We start from the raw sequence: 17,187 nt of genomic DNA, 5'->3' as shown, positions 1-17,187 counted from the left end.
TCTCCTTTTTGATCCATCAAGTTAGGAAGAGAGGTTCGTGCTGCTTTTAAGGTGTCCCAGTAAAATAAAAAACCTCAAGAAAATAATCTTGAGGGAGTTTACAAAGGCACTCTTAATAAACGTTCAGTATAACAGCATTTTTTGAACGTCGCAAGAACCTCCATCTTCTCCCATCCAGACTATACTGTCGGCTTTGGAATCACACCAAATCCTGCCATAAAGGCTCGCGGGCTCAAGAGAGTTAATACTCTAATACCGCCGATCGGGAATTTCACCCTGCCCCGAAGATAGATCGATATTTAATTACTTTTTAATTATACTAATATTAATCAATTTTGAAAAGAAAAAAGCACTAACCAATTGTGACGGTTAGCGCAATTTATTTATTAGTTCTGGATTACTAAAACCTGTTCAGGCAAGATGAGGTCAGATTTTAACTGGTTGACTTCTTTAAGTTTTGCAACTGATAAATTGCTTTTCAAAGCAATGGATGATAAGGTGTCCCCTGCTTGTACAATATAATGTGCATTGTCACCTCTCACATTTGTACTGGCTGCTAGACTCTCAGCAGTACCTTCCATTCCACCTTTAACTGCCACACCTACCTCAGCCTTCCCAAGCAATCTTTCAGGGTCAATAGCATTTTTCTTATCATACGTCCATTCAATTTGATGACTCTCAAAATGGAGATGAACACCTGTAGATTCACCCGTTCTTCCCATGGTTCCAATTCTATGGCCCTGTTTAATCTCTTGTCCCTCATTTACAAGTCGATTATTTAAGTGAGCATATACGGTAACAAAATTATTTGGGTGTTTAATAAAGATAACATTCCCATACGTTTCTGAATAATAGGATTTACCTACTACGCCATCCTCTACAGCAACTATTGGTGAATTAAGGCTCCCAGCTATATCTATTCCTTTATGTGTTCCATGCCTTGTCCCATATGTATCAGATACGACACCATCCGTTGGCCATATCCATCCAGCTTTTATTTCTTGTGAATCCTGCATACTCGCTTCAGTCTGTTTACCTCCTAAAAATAATAAACTGACACAAAGCGCCATAATTGCGGCAATTAAAAGCCGCCTTATGTAGTCTCGCATTTAATTATTTTCCTCCTTAATCTTATCCTCTCCTCCACAAACCATATGTTAACCAATTCAAGTTTAGAACATATAGTTTGATGAGAGCGGTTGAACATACTTGTTATAATTTGGAGACAAATGGTTTTTTATACACAAAAAAAGATTAACCTTGTTATGGTCAATCTTTTTAACTCATTATTAATGGATTTGACGAAGATTCGGCGCTAGTGGGACTTTCATTTCTTGCGTTAAATCAAAGGGTCCTAAAAGCTGAATCGGAGCATTCAATATGGTTATCGTATCAATCCCAAAATCCTTAGCAGTTAATAAAATAGCTTCATAGGAGTACACGGTTTCCAGGTTATTCTCCATTGCTGCGTTTTCTTCCAAGGTGATGATTAATTTATTTTCTTTGGTTGTAACCTCCTTAATAGGGAAGGAAGGTACTAATGAGGCTGTTAGACCTAGCTCTTGATGATCGGTCTTCATTGCTTCGAAAGCAGCGTTTATGTCTTGATACGTATCAATCGAAGGGACTAGGTAGGTGGTGTCCATTCCGTCAGGTTTATAAAAGAAATAGGCGTGTTTTCCTTCTGGTTTTACTTCTATTTCTTCCAGTACCCCATAATTACCAAGTTCTATACCCGGCTGACCATCTGTTTTTAGCATGATTTTATTTACATTACTGTTTGAAGCTATATTATTCTTAAGCGTAGTTATAAAATTAATTTCTGCTGTAGAACCTTGCCCATATTGATGATTTTTAGGTACGTCAACAATGACAGCATTCTTAGTGTTGTCCAATTCGAACTTGGCATTTACAGGATAATAATCAGATAGTCCCCATTCCTCTTCATTTAATAATTCCATTGATTCTGTAAAATTAGTTAACCAATTCTTATTATCATCTGGAGTAATAACAATTGATATGGGTACCAGATTTTGTGCCTGAGAATCAGGAATCCAATAGGTGATTACAGTTCCATCCCCCACTTCATCATCAAGTAATGAAGTTTTATTCATTTCGGTTATCCGCATTTCAGGTTCAGAACCTGATATACTATCCTCTTTTTTCATTAAAAGCGATGAGTGATCATCAGATTTGCTTATCTTTGCTTCACTTGACGAATCTTCCTGTTTTGCACTATCAAAAGAATTTTGTGTTCCATTTAACATTTTAGGAACTAATAAGAAAAATAGGAGTAAGGCGGCCGCAGCTGCAAAACCCGGAATGAGCCATGATGGTCTTTTTCTCTTTTTTATAGGAAGATTTTGGTATATGTCACGAGGATTGCGATCGTCATGTATTTGGGGCATTTGCCTTAGTAATTCTTCGAGCTGCTTATCGCTCCACTCTGACTTTTTCACTTTCAGATCCCTCCTTTTCATTAAACATTTCCATATACTTCTTTAAAACCTTTAAAGCGCGGTGCTGTGTTGTTTTCACTTTACTCTCTGTCCACCCCAAGGTTGCGGCAGTTTCGGTAATAGATAAATCGTTTAAGAAACGTAAAATGACAACAGAACGTTGATCCACAGTACAATGCTCTAAACATTGATAAATCCATTTGACTTCCTCTTTATGAACCATAATTTCTTCTGGAATTGGATATTCATCTTTTACTTGGCTGGAAGACCAATCTAACTTTTCAAGCAGCCTCCCCTTCCATCCCTTTTGCTTTCGAAATGAATCAATTGCAACATTCCGTGCAATAGAAAAAAGCCACGTTTTTTCACTGCTCTTTCCTTCAAAACGATGATAGGATTTAAACACCCTTATATATACTTCTTGTACTAAATCCTCTGCCTGCTCTTTGTTTCTTACCATATAAAATAAAAATTGAAAAACGTCATGATGATATTTTTGATATAGTTCATCGAAAACGGAGTCCATCCATTCCCCTCCCCGTTCATAGAATTAGTCGATACTTATGTACAAAAAGTTACATATTTTAAATATAGACTTTTTAAGCCAAAAAGTGAAGGTTTGTTCAAAAAGTAAAAAAACAAAAAACTCACCAGTAAATCGATAAGTTTTTTGTTTCTTAATCCGCATTTAATTGTTTCCCGTGAATCAAGAGAAATCGCCATTTTTTTCTTATTTTCGTGGAAGTAAGAAGGTAAATGTCGTTCCTTGTCCAATTTTACTTTGGACGGAAATATGCCCTCGGTGAGCATCAATTATATTTTTTGCAATAGCTAGTCCCAATCCAGTACCAGCTCTTCCTCTAGTTCGTGCTTTATCTGCTTTATAAAAACGTTCAAAAACAAATGGTAAATCTTCTTCGGGTATACCTGAACCAGAATCCGACACTTCGACTTTTATGCCGAAATCATCAGTTTTTACAAGTAATCTAACTGATCCCCCTTGTGGAGTATGTCTAATAGCATTATCAATTAAATTGGTCAGCACTTGTTCAATCCGATCAGGGTCAAATAATATATTCGGTATATCATTTTCCAGGTCAGCACTTAGGTGAATTTCATTGTCTCTTGCCAGCCCTTGAAATTTATGGACGATTCTATTCATAAACGAATGGAGGTTTACCTCATCGAGTGTTAATTGAATATGCCCTGCTTCCATTCTAGCGAGGTCAAGAAGCTCATTAACAAGTCTCCCCATCCTTAATGATTCATCATAGATGACTTTAGCCATCTCTTTTTTCTCTTCCTGTGATTCAGCAATATCATCTACAATTGCTTCACTATAGCCCTGTAACATGGAAATCGGTGTTCGAAGCTCGTGAGAAACATTTGCAATAAAATCTTTTCTCATTTTTTCTAATACCCTTTCCTCTGTCATATCTCTAAGTACAGCCACTGCTCCCCGAATAAATCGGTTACTATATAGCGGGCTGACCAGAATGACCCAATGGCGGCCTTGAAGAGAAATTTCCCCTACCTGCTCTTTCTCCGTATCAACAGCTCGTTGAAAAAGTTCCATAGCTTCTGTTGGTATTTCCCCAGAAGTGTTACCAGGTCCCCCCTTTTCGTAGTACCAATATTGCAAGAAGCGATCTGCTGGAGGATTAGTTATTAAGATCGTTCCATCACGGTTAAATGTTATTACACCATCTGCCATACTACTTAGGATACTAGCAAGCTGCTCTTTTTCTTGGCTAAGGGCATTCATATTAAACTTTAATTGCCGGCCCATTTGGTTAAAAGCTGTAGCAAGTTCCCCAATTTCATCATGTGTTAGGATGGGTACTTTCGTATCAAATTTCCCTCTTGCTACTTCGAATGCTGCTTCTCTCATTTTCCTTAATGGAGCAGTAATCCTGGTAGACAAAAAGAAAGCAAAAATAGTTGTAAGGATAATTGCAACACCCGCAACAAGTAATATAAAATTAGTTGTTGAATGAGTAGTCTCTTCAACTACCTCCAATGATTGATAAATAAAAACAGCACCATTTTGTCCATCATTCATGTGCAGCGGAACACCGATGATTGAATGCTTTGCACTGTCTTGTTTTAATTCATTAGAAGAAAGCCTTGAGACTTTTTCAACTGTTCTGTTTTCCTCAAATACTTTCGACAATTCTACATCATTTCGGATGTCCGGAACCGATAACTTTACTGATTTCTCCGTGTTTGGAGAGATATAGACTTCCTGGTCATTTTTAATAATAACAACATTTGTAACTTCATCAATAATTTCCCAAGAGATTTCTAACCCTAAAGGAAATTGCTCATCTGGATGACTTTCTAATACTTTAGCTATTTTCTCAGCCTGATGAGTTAAATCATTTTTGGTTTCCATAATGGTGTTATTCTCAAAAAACTCAAGAAGCATTACAGTTAAGATGAAAAGGATAAAGGCCACCAAAAATATTATGGTAAACCAGAGTTTACCAACTACACTTCGTAAAAAGGTCATTCATTAACTACCTCAAATTTGTAACCAACTCCCCAAACTGTAACAATCATTCTTGCTGCCTGCTCAGAGACTTTATTTAACTTTTCGCGAAGACGTTTAACGTGTGTGTCAACGGTACGCAAATCTCCAAAAAATTCATAATGCCATACTTCTTTCAGTAATTGCTCACGATCAAACACCTTGTCCGGTGCTTTAGCAAGGAAATAAAGTAATTCATATTCTTTTGGAGTTAAACTTACTTCTTTACCATCAGCCAAAACTCTATGTGCGTCATTGTCGATTGTTAAATGCGGGAACACAATAACATCCTTCGTTGTTGTATCTGTCTGGAGATAACTAGTTTGAGATGACCTTCTTAATAGGGCCTTTACTCGCAGTACTACTTCTCTTGGGCTGAATGGTTTAACAATATAGTCGTCTGTTCCCACTTCAAAGCCCTGGACACGATTGACCTCTTCACCTTTTGCAGTTAACATGATAACAGGTGTGGCCTTCTTTTCCCTTAATTCCCGGCACACTTCTAAACCATCTTTTCCGGGCATCATTAAGTCTAAAAGGATTACATCATAATCATTTGCAATCGCTTTCGTTAAGGCTTCATTCCCATCCTCTGCTTCATCAATTGAATATTCCTCACGCTCTAAATACATTTTTAATAAACGGCGAATTCTTTCCTCGTCATCTACTACTAAAATTTTAACGTCTTTATCCATTAATAATCCCCCCATGCAGTTATTTTACAAAATGTGACTATTTTAATCTATAATTAATCGTAATTGTCTCTACAAAAAGTGTCGAATTTTTGACAAATGGACTAATTTTTATCTTTTTATTTGAAAAATAGCCTTTACTTGGAAAAAGTAAAGGCTATAGAATTTAATATTATTATTATCCAGCATAACTATGGAGACCTGCGATAACTAGGTTTACTGCCACCAAGTTAAACATGATAATGATAAAACCGATCACGGCAAGCCATGCTGATTTTTCCCCATGCCATCCTTTTGAAAGTCGGAGGTGTAAAAAAGCTGCGTAGAATAACCATGTGATTAACGCCCATACCTCTTTAGGATCCCAGCCCCAGAATCTGGTCCAGGCAATTTGCGCCCAGATCATAGCGAAAATTAATGCCCCTAAAGTAAATACAGGGAAACCAATTAGTACTGAACGATAGCTAATTTCATCAACAAAATCCAGGTTAATATTTTTTACTAAAGGTTGAAGTGCAGCAGAAATACGTTTTCTTAGTATTAATCTTATTAACCCATAGAGAATAAATCCTCCAATAAATGACCAAATAACAGAATTCATTTTTTTCGCATTTATTAATGCAGGCATTTCAACGAGTGGTTCAAATTTCCCTTTTGTTAGGAGTTCTCCTTCATGAGGACCCGTAATGGCTGGCATGGTAAATTCCATTGTCACCGCTTGGTCATTCTTATCAACCCAATTAAATTCTGCTTTGTAATCCAAACTAGAGAATAATGTGGAAACAAGAACAAACCCTAGTGTAGTTACTAACGCAAACATCACCGTTTCAAGCCAAAAAGTTCTCTTACTCGCTTTAGATTGATCGATTACCTTTACTAAATAAATCAATCCGGCCGCAAAGCTAATTGCTAAAATCGCTTCACCTAAGGCTGCGGTTGTAACATGGATATGAAGCCAGTCACTTTGCAATGCTGGTATTAATGGCGAAATATCTCTGGGAAACATGCTTGCATAAGCAATAACAAGAATCGCAACAGGCATAGTAAACAACCCAAGAAGCGGTGTCCGATAAATATAATAAATGACTATGAATGCACCAACGAGACACATTCCGAAAAAGGTTGTAAACTCAAATAGATTACTTACAGGTGCATGTCCAGCAGCAATCCATCTGGTAATAAAATATCCCACCTGAGAAATAAAGCCTATAATTGTTAAAAAAACAGCAATTTTTCCCCAGCGATTTGTACCTTTTTTTTCTTCTATATCTTTTTTAGCCTTGATGGCTCCACCAAAGAAGAGGGTCGCAACTAAATAAAGCACAAATGCAATATAAAGTAAATTACTACTTATTGTTACCAACTAGACTCCCTCCTTATCCAATTTCTCACTTTGAATCTGATCATTAGGTATATTAATTTTCGTTTCTGATAGTACACTATCTATTTCTCTTTTGAGACCATACCAATTTTTATTGGTATGAGCAGCAATCCAGATTTCGCCATTTTTGTTTTGTACCCAAATTCTGCGATGGTTCCAATAAGCGCCTTGGATGACACCAATCATAAAGAGAATACCGCCTAAAATAATAATCCAGATCGTTAAGTCTTTTCGAACTGTTAAGGCAGTGACATTTTTCGTTTCGATTCCTTTGAACGCCATTTTGTATTTATTATCACCTAAGGGTTCAATGGTTTGTTGAATCGCAACAAAGCTCGTTTCCCCATTTGGTACTTCCGGTGATGTCATTTTGAACACAAAGGCAGGATTATTAGGTATCCTTGATTTTGTTGTCGGCTCCCCGTTTTTTGCAAATTCAAAGTCTGGGAAAAAACTCAATACTTCAACATGATATCCATTTCCCAGATCGTATTTCGGCTTTGGATCGTAAAGATTTATTTTTATATCACCAAAGGTTTCCCCGCTAGTTTTGTTCGTTAAAGAGAAAGACATTGTATTAAGTTCATCGAGCTTGTAGTCTACTTGATATAAAGCAAATTTTTCAAATTTCAATGGCTGATTGACTCTGATTTTGTGTTCTTTAACTTTTTCTAACTCTGGCTTTTCCCCAGGAATAGCAGGTCCTACTCTTTTATAAAGGACTGCGTTTGTCTGATAATTTTTCACTACCATACCAGCTCGATCAATGGCTGCTTCAAAGGTTTTGTCCTTATCTTTATCATAATTTTCCAGAATAAACTTTTCATTCGCTACATAGTATTGTCCATCAGTTTCAGGAACAACCTTGGTCTCACCTTCACGAAGCCATAAGACTTTATCAATGTACATTCCAGGAACAAATCGCAGCATGCCACCGATTAAGAAAATAATTAATCCCACATGGTTCACATATGGACCCCAACGAGAAAAACGACCCTTTTCGGCTAGCAAGTCCCCATTTTCTTCTCTTACATAATAGCGTTTTGCCTTTAATCGTTGTTTAACAGCAGCGATGTCTTGTTCATCAACATTCTCACTTGTTCCAAATATACGCTGGCGCTTTAAAAAGCCCTCATGCCTTGTTACTCTTTGAGCTTTAAGTGCCTTATATAATGGCACCACCCTGTCTAAACTACAAATAACCAGAGAAATGCCTATCATTGCGATTAATACTAAATACCACCATGAGCTATACAAATTATTAAAGCCTAACTCATAGTATAATTTCCCAAACCAACCATACTGATCTTCATAATATTCTTCTGCAGGCATAGTAGGAGGTATGTACATTTCCTGTGGAAGAATCGTCCCTGCTGCAGAAGCAACTAAGGTGATGACAATAAGCCAGACACCTACCTTAACGGAAGAAAAAAAGTTCCATATTTTATCAACAATGGATTTATTATATGTTTGTGAACGGCGAGCACTGCCTTCATAACGCATATCCAGAAGCGATTTATCTTTTGATTCTTCATCAAAAACCTTTCCGCATGCCTCACACAATACGGTTCCATGTGGATTTACATGTCCGCATTCACATTTAACATCTTTCATTGCAAAAAACTCCCTACAAACCCTTAAGGTTTAATTTTCTCCATAAACTCCCTTACTGTTGACTCAGTTAATGTTCCTGTATGATATTTAACCACTTTCCCATCTTTGTCAATTAAAAACGTTGCAGGAAGAGGGTCAATTCCATATGCAGCCTGAACCTGAGAGTCTTTATCGATTACTATAGGAAAGTCTAGCTCCTTTCGTTCTGCAAATCGATTTACGGCTAATTCAGACTCACTGACATTAACTGCCAGCACTTGAACACCTTTGTCTTTATAATGATTATATTGATTATTAATATAAGGCATTTCCGCTTCACACGGCTTACACCATGTTCCCCAAAAATTCAAAAATACTCCCTGTCCTTTATAATCGGAAAGTTTATGTTTTTCACCTTCCATATCAACCAATACAAAATCAGGAGCTTGTTTACCAACTTCCACTTTCATTCTATTTTCCTTAGTTAAGTTGGCATACAGCGTGTAGGCAACGGCCGCAGCAAGAACAAAGAGGATTGTTGTCCTCATTATTAATCGCCGTTTTTTCATCTTTCTCCCCCCTGAAAGTTTCAATTTCTAAACACAATTGCCTAAATTATATCACTTTTCACTATATCTATAGTAAAAACATTCAAATGCAATTGTGACAGCTTTATGAATTTTTTTTAGTAGACTCCAATGATAGTCCTCTTAATAGCTTCACTTCATGATGTGTCAATTCTCTAGCATCCCCTGCAGATAATCCATGCAATGTTAAAAAACCATATTTTTCTCGTTTCAGTTTCAGAACTTCATGTCCAATAGCTTCAAACATTCTCCGAACCTGACGATTTCGCCCTTCATGTATGATGATTTCTATGATTGCTGTTTGTTTTTGTTTATCAACGGAAAGTATTTTGACCTTAGCAGGTGCAGTTTTACCATCCTCGAGTCGAATTCCTCTTTCCAATTTTCTTAGATTCTCTTTCGAAGGAATTCCCTTCGTCTTAGCCACATAAGTTTTTTCTATTTCATTACGAGGGTGCATAAGTAAATTTGCAAACTCCCCATCATTTGTTAGCAGCAATAATCCGGAAGTATCATAATCTAACCGTCCCACCGGGAAAATTCTCTCTTGTTGATAGGGAAAGAAATCAGTTACTACCTTTCTTCCTTTATCATCACTTACACTCGAAATGACACCGCGCGGTTTATATAGTAGAAAATAAACAGGCTCCTCCTTCTCAATTTGGATTCCATTCACTTCAACCCTGTCAGATGATGTAACTTTCACGCCTAGCTCAGTAACTATTTTTCCGTTGACTTTTACCTTACCTTCTTTAATTAACTCTTCTGATTTTCTTCTTGAAGCTACTCCAGCTCGTGCTATTACCTTTTGCAATCTTTCCATTATGATCCACCTCAGCTGTTTACCTTTTATTTTGAATACCATGTGCTGCAACACAGGTTTATTAGGAAAACAATTAGTTATTCTTTCCTAATGAATTATGACACAAAATTGCCTTTTTTCAAAGCACGGTTATCTTATTGTAGAAAAATAAAAAGCAGACCCCATTTGGTATATCTCTCCTAGGAATCTGCTTTTTCTTATCAGCTTATTTTATTGTGCTCCGAATACTAATAATACTACAACAATAGCTGCTATAATCCCCACTACATCCGCAAGTAATCCAACCTTTAAGGCGTCCCCCATTTTTTTGATTCCGACTGCCCCGAAATACACAGTCAACACGTAAAAGGTGGTATCTGTACTGCCCTGCAAAACAGATGCGAGCCTGCCAATAAAAGAATCAGGACCATAGACAGCAATTAAATCGCTTGTCATGCCAAGTGCCGCTGTCCCAGAAATGGGTCTAATTAAAATTAGTGGGACAATTTCCGCTGGGACACCGATTGCTTCCATCATGGGCCTTATCCAATTCATTAGCGCTTCTAAAGCACCTGAGGCCCGGAAGACAGTAATCGCTACTAACATGCCTACAAGAAATGGAATGATGGAAAAAGCAATTTTAATTCCTTCTTTTCCACCTTCAACAAAACTCTCATAGGTCGGAACTTGTTTAATCGTTCCATAAAGGAGGATAATTCCTATTAAAACTGGGATAAAACCTAGGGATATGAGAGAAAGAAATTCCATTCCAATCATCCTTTACGACTTCGTCGATTATAAAAATAACGATCTATCATAACTGCTCCGAGCATTGAAATGATGGTCGCAATTAACGTTGGTACAACTATTTCAGTTGGGGATGCAGAATTATAGTTCATTCGAATTGCAATGACTGTTGTAGGTATGATGGTAATGCTAGCTGTATTTATTGCCAAGAACGTAACCATTGAACGGCTGGCCGAATTCTTGCCGCCATTCAATAATTTCAATTCCTCCATTGCTTTAATTCCAAGCGGCGTGGCTGCATTACCCAGGCCAAACATATTGGCAATCATATTAGATAATATATATCCCATTGCTGGGTGATTCGTTGGTACATCAGGAAATAATCTCTTAACCAGCGGGCGAAACAACTTAGATAATAATTCAAGTAAGCCTGATTCCTGGGCAATTCGCATCATTCCCAGCCAAAAAACAAGAATGCTGATCAATCCAATACAGAGAGTCACTGCCTCCTTTGCCCCATCAAATATTGCTTTATTTACTTCTTCCATTGTTCCGTTAAACATTGCAAAAATGAAACCAACAATTGTCATGAAAACCCAAATATAATTAACCATATAATTTCACGCCTATAACAGAAAGAAATATATTTTTTAGTGAATCAAATAGTCCCTTTTTCTTCTCAGGACCTCCTTGATAATAAATAGGTGTTTCTCTAACCACTTTTCCATCCAGGAAAACCTGTGCTTTACCAACGGCTTCCCCATTATGATCTGAGTCCTCCCAATCTTCTCCGGGCTTATTCAGTTTATATTTTATAGAGAACAATTCCATTTCCTCATTAGTGGCAGGGTAAACAATAGTGTTATTTATATATAGATGTTTTTGATAAACCTTATTTGTTTTAATATCTACCTTTCCTTTTGACAACACTTCCGCCATATCAAAGGTTTTAAAACCATTTTCATACATGGCAATGTGATCATTCCAGTCATCCGAAGCATTCAATGTAACCGCAATTAAACTCATGTCCCCTTTGGTTGCTGTTGAAACAAGGGTTCTTTTTGCACGTTTTGTATACCCTGTTTTACCGCCAGTCGTATATTTGTATTTGGTAAGTAAGCGGTTTTTATTTTTCCACTCTCGATCCCAATTTTCAGTAGGATTTGGTGCTTTATAATTCTTGGTTCCAGCAATTTTTTGGTATGTCTCATTTTGCATAGCATACCGAGTTAATAGAGCCATATCATAAGCCGTTGAATAGTGGTCTTCATGGTCGTCTAAACCATGTGGATTAGAAAAATGAGTATTCAACATACCAATCTCTCTAGCCTTTTGGTTCATTAAATAGACGAACCCATCCAAACTTCCCCCAACATGTTCAGCAATTGCCACGGCCGTGTCATTGCCAGACCTAAGCATTAAACCATATACTAAATGCTCCAGCTTAATTTTTTCCCCAGGCTTTAAATACACAGACGACCCTTCCGCACGGGTAGCTTGTTCACTTACTTTCACTAATTCATTCATTTTTCCCGATTCGATCGCAAGAATTGCCGTCATGATCTTCGTAATACTAGCGATCCTTCGTTTTGTGTGGGCATCTTTCTCAAATAGGACACGCCCTGATTCTTGCTCCATTAGAACTGCACCACGTGCACTTACGGAAACGGAAGCATCCACCTTTTGAGGAATGTTTGCAATGAATAGTGAGACCATGAGGGCAAAAATGACTAGCTTCCAAATCATTCTCATAAGTTTACCTCGTCCCCTTCGTTAACATTTCTAGCAGCAATACTTACTGCCCTTGCTTTCTAAAATATTATGCAGGACAAGGCTTGATATGACTATTTGTCCTAAAAATTGAAAAGGCAATCGACTTTAGCCGATTGCCTAACCATTTAAAATGCTGGCCACTTAACCTCAGAGGCTTTATCAAACCTCATTTCGACATCATTCCAGTTTACGAGATTCCACCAATTGTCAACATAGCCAGCTCTATTATTCTTATACTGTAGATAATATGCGTGTTCCCAAACATCTAAAACTAATAGAGGTATAGTGTCCCATTGCGTTAACAGCATATGTCTTTCTGATTGTAATATTTCAAGGTGCCTGGCACGCGGAGACCACACGAGGATCGCCCACCCTACACCTTCGACCTGTTTTGCTGCTTCAGAGAATTGTTTTTTAAATTTATCAAAACTGCCAAAATAATTTTCTATTTCTTTTTTTAGAAGTCCTTGCGGGCTTCCCCCTCCTTTTGGGATCATATTTTTCCAAAAAATTGTATGCAAGTAATGCCCTGAACCATGAAAGGCTAACTCTCTTGACCAATGTTTTATGAGGGAGAAATCACCGTTATCTCTAGCCTTCTTTAAATTTACCTCCGCTTTGTTTAACCCCTCTACATAGGAGCGATGGTGCTTATCATGATGCAGCCTCATGATTTCCTCCGAGATATAGGGCTCTAAGGCATTATAGGCATATGGGAGCTCTGGGAGTGTGTGACCGCCAGGCGGGACAGTCTTTTTTTCACCCCAAATATTCCCCACTCCTTGTTTACGAGAAAAATAACTCTCCAGATTTTCATGAATTTCTTCTGCTTTTGATTGAAGACTTAACATGTCATGATCAGATAATGATTCACTGGTATTCTCGATCAATTCAGTGAAATGTTCGAGCTCCTCCCATAACTCTAAGTTATCTTTGACATCATCGGTATCAAGAAACTGCTTCATTTGCTCATTCCATTCAAATAACTCGTGGACATACTGACTAAATCGATTCATACTATCCCACCCTTTTATTTCGAATCTACCCCTAAAAGGTATGAAAAATATTATGGTTTATGAACAAAAAAACTGCCCTTAGTAAAGGACAGTTGATTTTAATTATTTATTTAGATTGAATCATTTTGGTCCGGTAATCTGTTTCATAGTATTCCAGTTCTTCTCTAACCCTTTGAAATTCTCCTTCAAGACCTTTCACTAAATTTTGGACACTTTCAGGTACAGTATTATAAAACTTTATTGAGTTTCGTCCTGTGTATGCAGAACGACTATCCTCAAACCAAGCGTCATTTTTAGGAGAGAAAAATTCCTCAATACACTGATGAAAAATACGATAAAGAGTTTTCTCAGCAGTGGGCTTTTGAAAAGGTTCACTTTGCAAGATTACTGAACAAGCATCAAGGCTTTCTTCACAATAAACAAGCAATTTTCTCAAATTGGATAGAACTAATTTATAATAACTTGAATCTCCTGTTAATTCTTGTTCCATCTGTGAAATGGTTGTTTCATTTAAATAATTTTCTAATGTTCCAATTGTTGAGGTCAAAAACCCTCCAACATCTTTTAGCTGCGTCTTAACTAGTGAATTTCCCATCCAAACACTCCTTTGTATTCTTTTATACCCAACTACCTCGGTTGTTTAATGTAGTCCAGTGGAGAACGGAGTTCAAATTTATGATTTTGCTTAACAGCAAGTACTATTTCAGGTAATTTTTCAAAATCAATATCTTGAAAATATGAAGCAAATTCCTGTTTAGAATTAATGTATAACCGTTTGCGATTACGCAAACCCGGATTCTTGATTAAACATACTAATGCCACAATATCCTTGAAGGTTACTTCAATATTGTCTTTTGTTAGAATTGGGTTTTGCTGAAAAGGAGTGAATTCTTGAAACAACTCATCAAAGTATCTAACATACAATACGTGCAATGTTTTTTCTTCAGAACCATCAATAAAAGTTACTTCACTTCTATTAAAGAAATCCTCTGAAGTGTTTGATTTTTCCTTTTCCAATTCATATCCGGTGCATTCTTTAATAAACAATTAAATCAATCCCCTTTAGCCATTAACGAATAAGTAGAAGTTTCGGAAATGCTTTGAAATCATACTTCTATTTTATCACAACTTAATGAAATTGTTTTACTTTTAAGAATTTATGCTTTCCTGAAACTTTTCAAAGAAGAGGTCGGCTTCTTCTTGTTCAAATTCTTCTTCGACTCTTTCTGGAAGCTTGGGCAATTCTTGAATGTTTTTTAAACCGAAGTAGTCAAGAAATTCTTTTGTGGTCCCATATAGGTATGCTCTTCCTGTACCTTCCGCCCGTCCAACTTCCTTTATAAGCGCCTTCGTCGTAAGAGTATGAAGTGGTCTTTCTGTTTTTACTCCACGGATCTCTTCTATTTCGGCACGTGTGATTGGCTGTTTATAAGCAATTATAGCCAATGTTTCTAAAGCGGCCTGAGACAAAGCAGAAGTATTTGGTGAGTCGACAAGTCTCTTAAGGTACGCAGCATTTTCCTTTTTTGTTGCAAGCTGATAGGTACCAGCGAGCTGAACAATCATGATTCCTCGATTTTTATCTTTTTCATATACTTGTCTTAATTCTTCTACAATCTCACTGGCCTTCAGTTCCTCTACCTCCAGGACCTCAGCCACATGTTTTAATGTAAGTCCCTCATCACCAGCTGCGAATAAAAGACTTTCTAAAATACTTTGCCAATTAACTATTTCCAAGCCCTTCTGCTCCTTCCTTTACTGCAAGAACAAAAATATCCCCAAAGTTTTCATGTTGTTCTACGTCTATTTCTTTTCTCTTGATTAGCTCCAAAACCGCCAAAAATGTCACGACGATATGTTCCTTTGCAGCAACAGGAAATAAATCGTTAAAGTTTCTCCTGCCTTTTTTGAGCTTTAATTCATTCATAATTTCTGTCATTCTTGCTTCAATTGATATTTCTTGTCTAGCAATCTTTGTTGCCATTGGCCGTTGCAGCTTTTTCCTGCGTAATAGCTTTTGAAAAGCGGCCAACATGTCGTATAGAGTTACATTTATTTCTGTTTTTTCCGGCTGCTTGTCTTTTGCAAAATCCGAAAGGTCACTCGGTGGTTTCGTATACATGAGTCCTCGTTCTTCCTCAAGTGACTTTAAATCATGCGCAGCCTCTTTGTATTTCCGATATTCAATCAGCCTTTCGACTAACTCGTCCCTTGGGTCTTCTTCGTAACTTATTTCGGAATCTAAATCATCCAATTCCTCTTCATGCTTTGGTAATAACATTTTACTTTTGATTGCTAATAAGGTTGCAGCCATCACGAGAAATTCGCTGGCTATATCCAATTTAAGTTCTGACATTGTTTTTATATAGATTAAATATTGTTCAGTAATTTGAGCAACAGGAATATCATATATATCAATTTCAAGTCGATTTATTAAATGGAGCAATAAATCCAATGGACCTTCAAATGCATCAATTTTTACATTATAGTGTATCATCTTTCACCAGAATCCTCGAAGTAATTTTCATATTTATGACTATTATTAGTATAGAGGAATCAAATACGTTATCCAATAGAAATTTATTGGCTTTCGTATTTATTGAAAAAGTGATGTTTGCCCATAACACTGGACAAGGACTGTACATATGATGAGAGGGAAAAGGATAACAAAACAACTATAGGAGGTTTTTACACATGGCTGATGGTTACGGTTTTGGTGGCGGTTTTGCATTAATCGTGGTTCTATTCATTCTGTTAATTATCGTTGGTGCTTCTTGGTTCTAAACTAGAAAAGCGGAAGCGCCTTGCCCAAGGAAGAAAGCAGTTCATTTTTTCCCTGGGGCGACAGGCATAAGATGAGCCGGCTAGAAGGTGGTCTTTACCTTCTTGACGGATTGGCTTATGACCCCGAGCCCCTAGGCGCTGGAGCTAGACAGCAATCTAAGTTCAAACAAGAGCAAGCGAGCCCGCCTTTCTTAGGCGGGCTTTTTCTCTATGTAAATTCTGAAGAAACATTCATTATATGCTACACTGTACATATCTTATCAATGAGGGGTGATTTTTTGTACCCAGAACAGTATATTGAATTTTTAGCCCATTTTAATGGAGACAGGGATTATTTTGAATGCCACGAGATCCTTGAAGAGTATTGGAAAAAATCTAGCGACAGAAGTAAAGATTCAATTTGGGTAGGCTTCATTCTTTTAGCGGTTTCGAGGTATCATCATCGTCGGAGGAACTATAATGGTGCTAAACGAACATTGGAAAAAGCGATAAAAATCTTTACCTTACATGATCATGAGCCAATCCTCATGGGTTTGAATGTGGATATTTTTTTTCCTATGCTTTCCAATCTTTTGATGCAGGCCGAGACAGAAGAAAGATACCAAAGCATTACCTTGCCGATATCTGATCCCACACTTTACGAAGCATGTATAAAGGAATGTCAACATAAGGGCTTTAACTGGGGAGAGGATAGTAATTTAAAGAATGAATCTATCATCCATAGACATAAGTTACGAGACCGTACAATCGTTATTGAAGAACGAATGGAAGCGTTAAAAAATAAAAAAGGCAACGAGTAATGATCACCTCGTCGCCTTTCTAT

19 protein-coding genes and 1 riboswitch are annotated in these 17,187 nt (G+C 37.2%); of the genes, 2 read left to right on the top strand and 17 right to left on the bottom strand.

Going from position 1 to position 17,187, the window contains the following annotated elements; genetic code table 11:
• Positions 1-158: 158 nt before the first annotated feature.
• Positions 159-293: riboswitch (FMN riboswitch) on the bottom strand.
• Between the two features lie 93 nt (positions 294-386).
• From ABC255_RS09370 to ABC255_RS09290, 17 genes are all read right to left on the bottom strand, one after another.
• A complete protein-coding gene (locus ABC255_RS09370; RefSeq protein WP_412992987.1) occupies positions 387-1,109 on the bottom strand; it encodes a peptidoglycan DD-metalloendopeptidase family protein in 723 nt (240 codons plus the stop codon).
• Between the two features lie 180 nt (positions 1,110-1,289).
• On the bottom strand, positions 1,290-2,459 hold the full coding sequence (locus ABC255_RS09365) for a hypothetical protein (protein WP_412992985.1): 1,170 nt from the start codon (positions 2,457-2,459) through the stop codon (positions 1,290-1,292).
• Entirely contained in the window at positions 2,434-2,985 is a 552-nt protein-coding gene (sigX, locus tag ABC255_RS09360) for an RNA polymerase sigma factor SigX (RefSeq protein WP_412992983.1), read from the bottom strand. The genes ABC255_RS09365 and sigX overlap by 26 nt, the downstream gene beginning before the upstream one ends.
• Before the next feature lie 204 nt (positions 2,986-3,189).
• The gene (locus tag ABC255_RS09355; protein ID WP_412992981.1) at positions 3,190-4,971 is read right to left on the bottom strand and encodes an ATP-binding protein; all 1,782 of its coding nucleotides are present in this window, start codon (positions 4,969-4,971) and stop codon (positions 3,190-3,192) included.
• Entirely contained in the window at positions 4,968-5,684 is a 717-nt protein-coding gene (locus ABC255_RS09350; RefSeq protein WP_045517393.1) for a response regulator transcription factor, read from the bottom strand. The genes ABC255_RS09355 and ABC255_RS09350 overlap by 4 nt, the downstream gene beginning before the upstream one ends.
• Positions 5,685-5,859: 175 nt before the next feature.
• On the bottom strand, positions 5,860-7,044 hold the full coding sequence (ccsB, locus tag ABC255_RS09345; protein WP_412992979.1) for a c-type cytochrome biogenesis protein CcsB: 1,185 nt from the start codon (positions 7,042-7,044) through the stop codon (positions 5,860-5,862).
• On the bottom strand, positions 7,045-8,676 hold the full coding sequence (gene resB, locus ABC255_RS09340) for a cytochrome c biogenesis protein ResB (protein ID WP_412992977.1): 1,632 nt from the start codon (positions 8,674-8,676) through the stop codon (positions 7,045-7,047).
• A 23-nt stretch (positions 8,677-8,699) separates the two neighbouring features.
• Positions 8,700-9,224: a thiol-disulfide oxidoreductase ResA gene (gene resA / locus ABC255_RS09335; RefSeq protein WP_412992975.1), complete on the bottom strand. Its 525-nt coding sequence runs from the start codon at positions 9,222-9,224 to the stop codon at positions 8,700-8,702.
• A 103-nt stretch (positions 9,225-9,327) separates the two neighbouring features.
• A complete protein-coding gene (gene rluB, locus ABC255_RS09330; RefSeq protein ID WP_335536751.1) occupies positions 9,328-10,065 on the bottom strand; it encodes a 23S rRNA pseudouridine(2605) synthase RluB in 738 nt (245 codons plus the stop codon).
• A gap of 210 nt (positions 10,066-10,275) precedes the next feature.
• The gene (locus ABC255_RS09325; RefSeq protein WP_335536750.1) at positions 10,276-10,812 is read right to left on the bottom strand and encodes a spore maturation protein; all 537 of its coding nucleotides are present in this window, start codon (positions 10,810-10,812) and stop codon (positions 10,276-10,278) included.
• Positions 10,813-10,817: 5 nt separating this feature from the next.
• Entirely contained in the window at positions 10,818-11,405 is a 588-nt protein-coding gene (locus tag ABC255_RS09320) for a nucleoside recognition domain-containing protein (RefSeq protein ID WP_335536749.1), read from the bottom strand.
• On the bottom strand, positions 11,398-12,543 hold the full coding sequence (locus tag ABC255_RS09315; protein ID WP_412992972.1) for a D-alanyl-D-alanine carboxypeptidase family protein: 1,146 nt from the start codon (positions 12,541-12,543) through the stop codon (positions 11,398-11,400). Before ABC255_RS09315 ends, ABC255_RS09320 begins: the two co-directional genes overlap by 8 nt.
• Before the next feature lie 146 nt (positions 12,544-12,689).
• Positions 12,690-13,580, bottom strand: a complete 891-nt coding sequence (locus ABC255_RS09310; protein WP_412992970.1) for a superoxide dismutase — start codon at positions 13,578-13,580, stop codon at positions 12,690-12,692.
• A 106-nt stretch (positions 13,581-13,686) separates the two neighbouring features.
• Entirely contained in the window at positions 13,687-14,175 is a 489-nt protein-coding gene (locus ABC255_RS09305) for a YpuI family protein (RefSeq protein ID WP_412992968.1), read from the bottom strand.
• Between the two features lie 32 nt (positions 14,176-14,207).
• Positions 14,208-14,627 (bottom strand): hypothetical protein, encoded by a 420-nt coding sequence (locus ABC255_RS09300; RefSeq protein ID WP_412992967.1) that lies wholly within the window; start codon positions 14,625-14,627, stop codon positions 14,208-14,210.
• 102 nt (positions 14,628-14,729) lie between these two features.
• Entirely contained in the window at positions 14,730-15,317 is a 588-nt protein-coding gene (gene scpB, locus ABC255_RS09295; RefSeq protein ID WP_412992966.1) for an SMC-Scp complex subunit ScpB, read from the bottom strand.
• Positions 15,304-16,077 (bottom strand): segregation/condensation protein A, encoded by a 774-nt coding sequence (locus tag ABC255_RS09290; RefSeq protein ID WP_412992964.1) that lies wholly within the window; start codon positions 16,075-16,077, stop codon positions 15,304-15,306. The genes scpB and ABC255_RS09290 overlap by 14 nt, the downstream gene beginning before the upstream one ends.
• 197 nt (positions 16,078-16,274) lie before the next feature.
• Here ABC255_RS09290 and ABC255_RS09285 point away from each other — a divergent pair, with 197 nt between their 5' ends.
• Both ABC255_RS09285 and ABC255_RS09280 read left to right on the top strand, forming a co-directional pair.
• On the top strand, positions 16,275-16,364 hold the full coding sequence (locus ABC255_RS09285; protein WP_179596512.1) for a YjcZ family sporulation protein: 90 nt from the start codon (positions 16,275-16,277) through the stop codon (positions 16,362-16,364).
• A 71-nt stretch (positions 16,365-16,435) separates the two neighbouring features.
• Complete coding sequence (locus ABC255_RS09280) at positions 16,436-17,164, top strand: DUF309 domain-containing protein (protein ID WP_412992961.1); 729 nt, start codon at positions 16,436-16,438, stop codon at positions 17,162-17,164.
• The last annotated feature ends 23 nt before the right edge of the window (positions 17,165-17,187 follow it).

The sequence above is a fragment of the Neobacillus canaveralius genome (assembly GCF_047237705.1).
GTDB classification, from domain to species: Bacteria; Bacillota; Bacilli; order Bacillales; family Cytobacillaceae; genus Neobacillus; species Neobacillus niacini_K.
This window is presented reverse-complemented; position numbering and strand designations above follow the sequence as displayed.

What these genes read in the sequence shown, in the direction of transcription:
- ABC255_RS09370 (WP_412992987.1), bottom strand. Translation starts at nt 1,109, where the DNA reads ATGCGAGACTACATAAGGCGGCTTTTAATTGCCGCAATTATGGCGCTT.
- sigX (WP_412992983.1), bottom strand. Translation starts at nt 2,985, where the DNA reads ATGGACTCCGTTTTCGATGAACTATATCAAAAATATCATCATGACGTT.
- ABC255_RS09355 (WP_412992981.1), bottom strand. Translation starts at nt 4,971, where the DNA reads ATGACCTTTTTACGAAGTGTAGTTGGTAAACTCTGGTTTACCATAATA.
- ABC255_RS09350 (WP_045517393.1), bottom strand. Translation starts at nt 5,684, where the DNA reads ATGGATAAAGACGTTAAAATTTTAGTAGTAGATGACGAGGAAAGAATT.
- resB (WP_412992977.1), bottom strand. Translation starts at nt 8,676, where the DNA reads ATGAAAGATGTTAAATGTGAATGCGGACATGTAAATCCACATGGAACC.
- resA (WP_412992975.1), bottom strand. Translation starts at nt 9,224, where the DNA reads ATGAAAAAACGGCGATTAATAATGAGGACAACAATCCTCTTTGTTCTT.
- rluB (WP_335536751.1), bottom strand. Translation starts at nt 10,065, where the DNA reads ATGGAAAGATTGCAAAAGGTAATAGCACGAGCTGGAGTAGCTTCAAGA.
- ABC255_RS09325 (WP_335536750.1), bottom strand. Translation starts at nt 10,812, where the DNA reads ATGGAATTTCTTTCTCTCATATCCCTAGGTTTTATCCCAGTTTTAATA.
- ABC255_RS09320 (WP_335536749.1), bottom strand. Translation starts at nt 11,405, where the DNA reads ATGGTTAATTATATTTGGGTTTTCATGACAATTGTTGGTTTCATTTTT.
- ABC255_RS09315 (WP_412992972.1), bottom strand. Translation starts at nt 12,543, where the DNA reads ATGAGAATGATTTGGAAGCTAGTCATTTTTGCCCTCATGGTCTCACTA.
- ABC255_RS09310 (WP_412992970.1), bottom strand. Translation starts at nt 13,580, where the DNA reads ATGAATCGATTTAGTCAGTATGTCCACGAGTTATTTGAATGGAATGAG.
- ABC255_RS09305 (WP_412992968.1), bottom strand. Translation starts at nt 14,175, where the DNA reads ATGGGAAATTCACTAGTTAAGACGCAGCTAAAAGATGTTGGAGGGTTT.
- ABC255_RS09290 (WP_412992964.1), bottom strand. Translation starts at nt 16,077, where the DNA reads ATGATACACTATAATGTAAAAATTGATGCATTTGAAGGTCCATTGGAT.
- ABC255_RS09285 (WP_179596512.1), top strand. Translation starts at nt 16,275, where the DNA reads ATGGCTGATGGTTACGGTTTTGGTGGCGGTTTTGCATTAATCGTGGTT.
- ABC255_RS09280 (WP_412992961.1), top strand. Translation starts at nt 16,436, where the DNA reads ATGAGCCGGCTAGAAGGTGGTCTTTACCTTCTTGACGGATTGGCTTAT.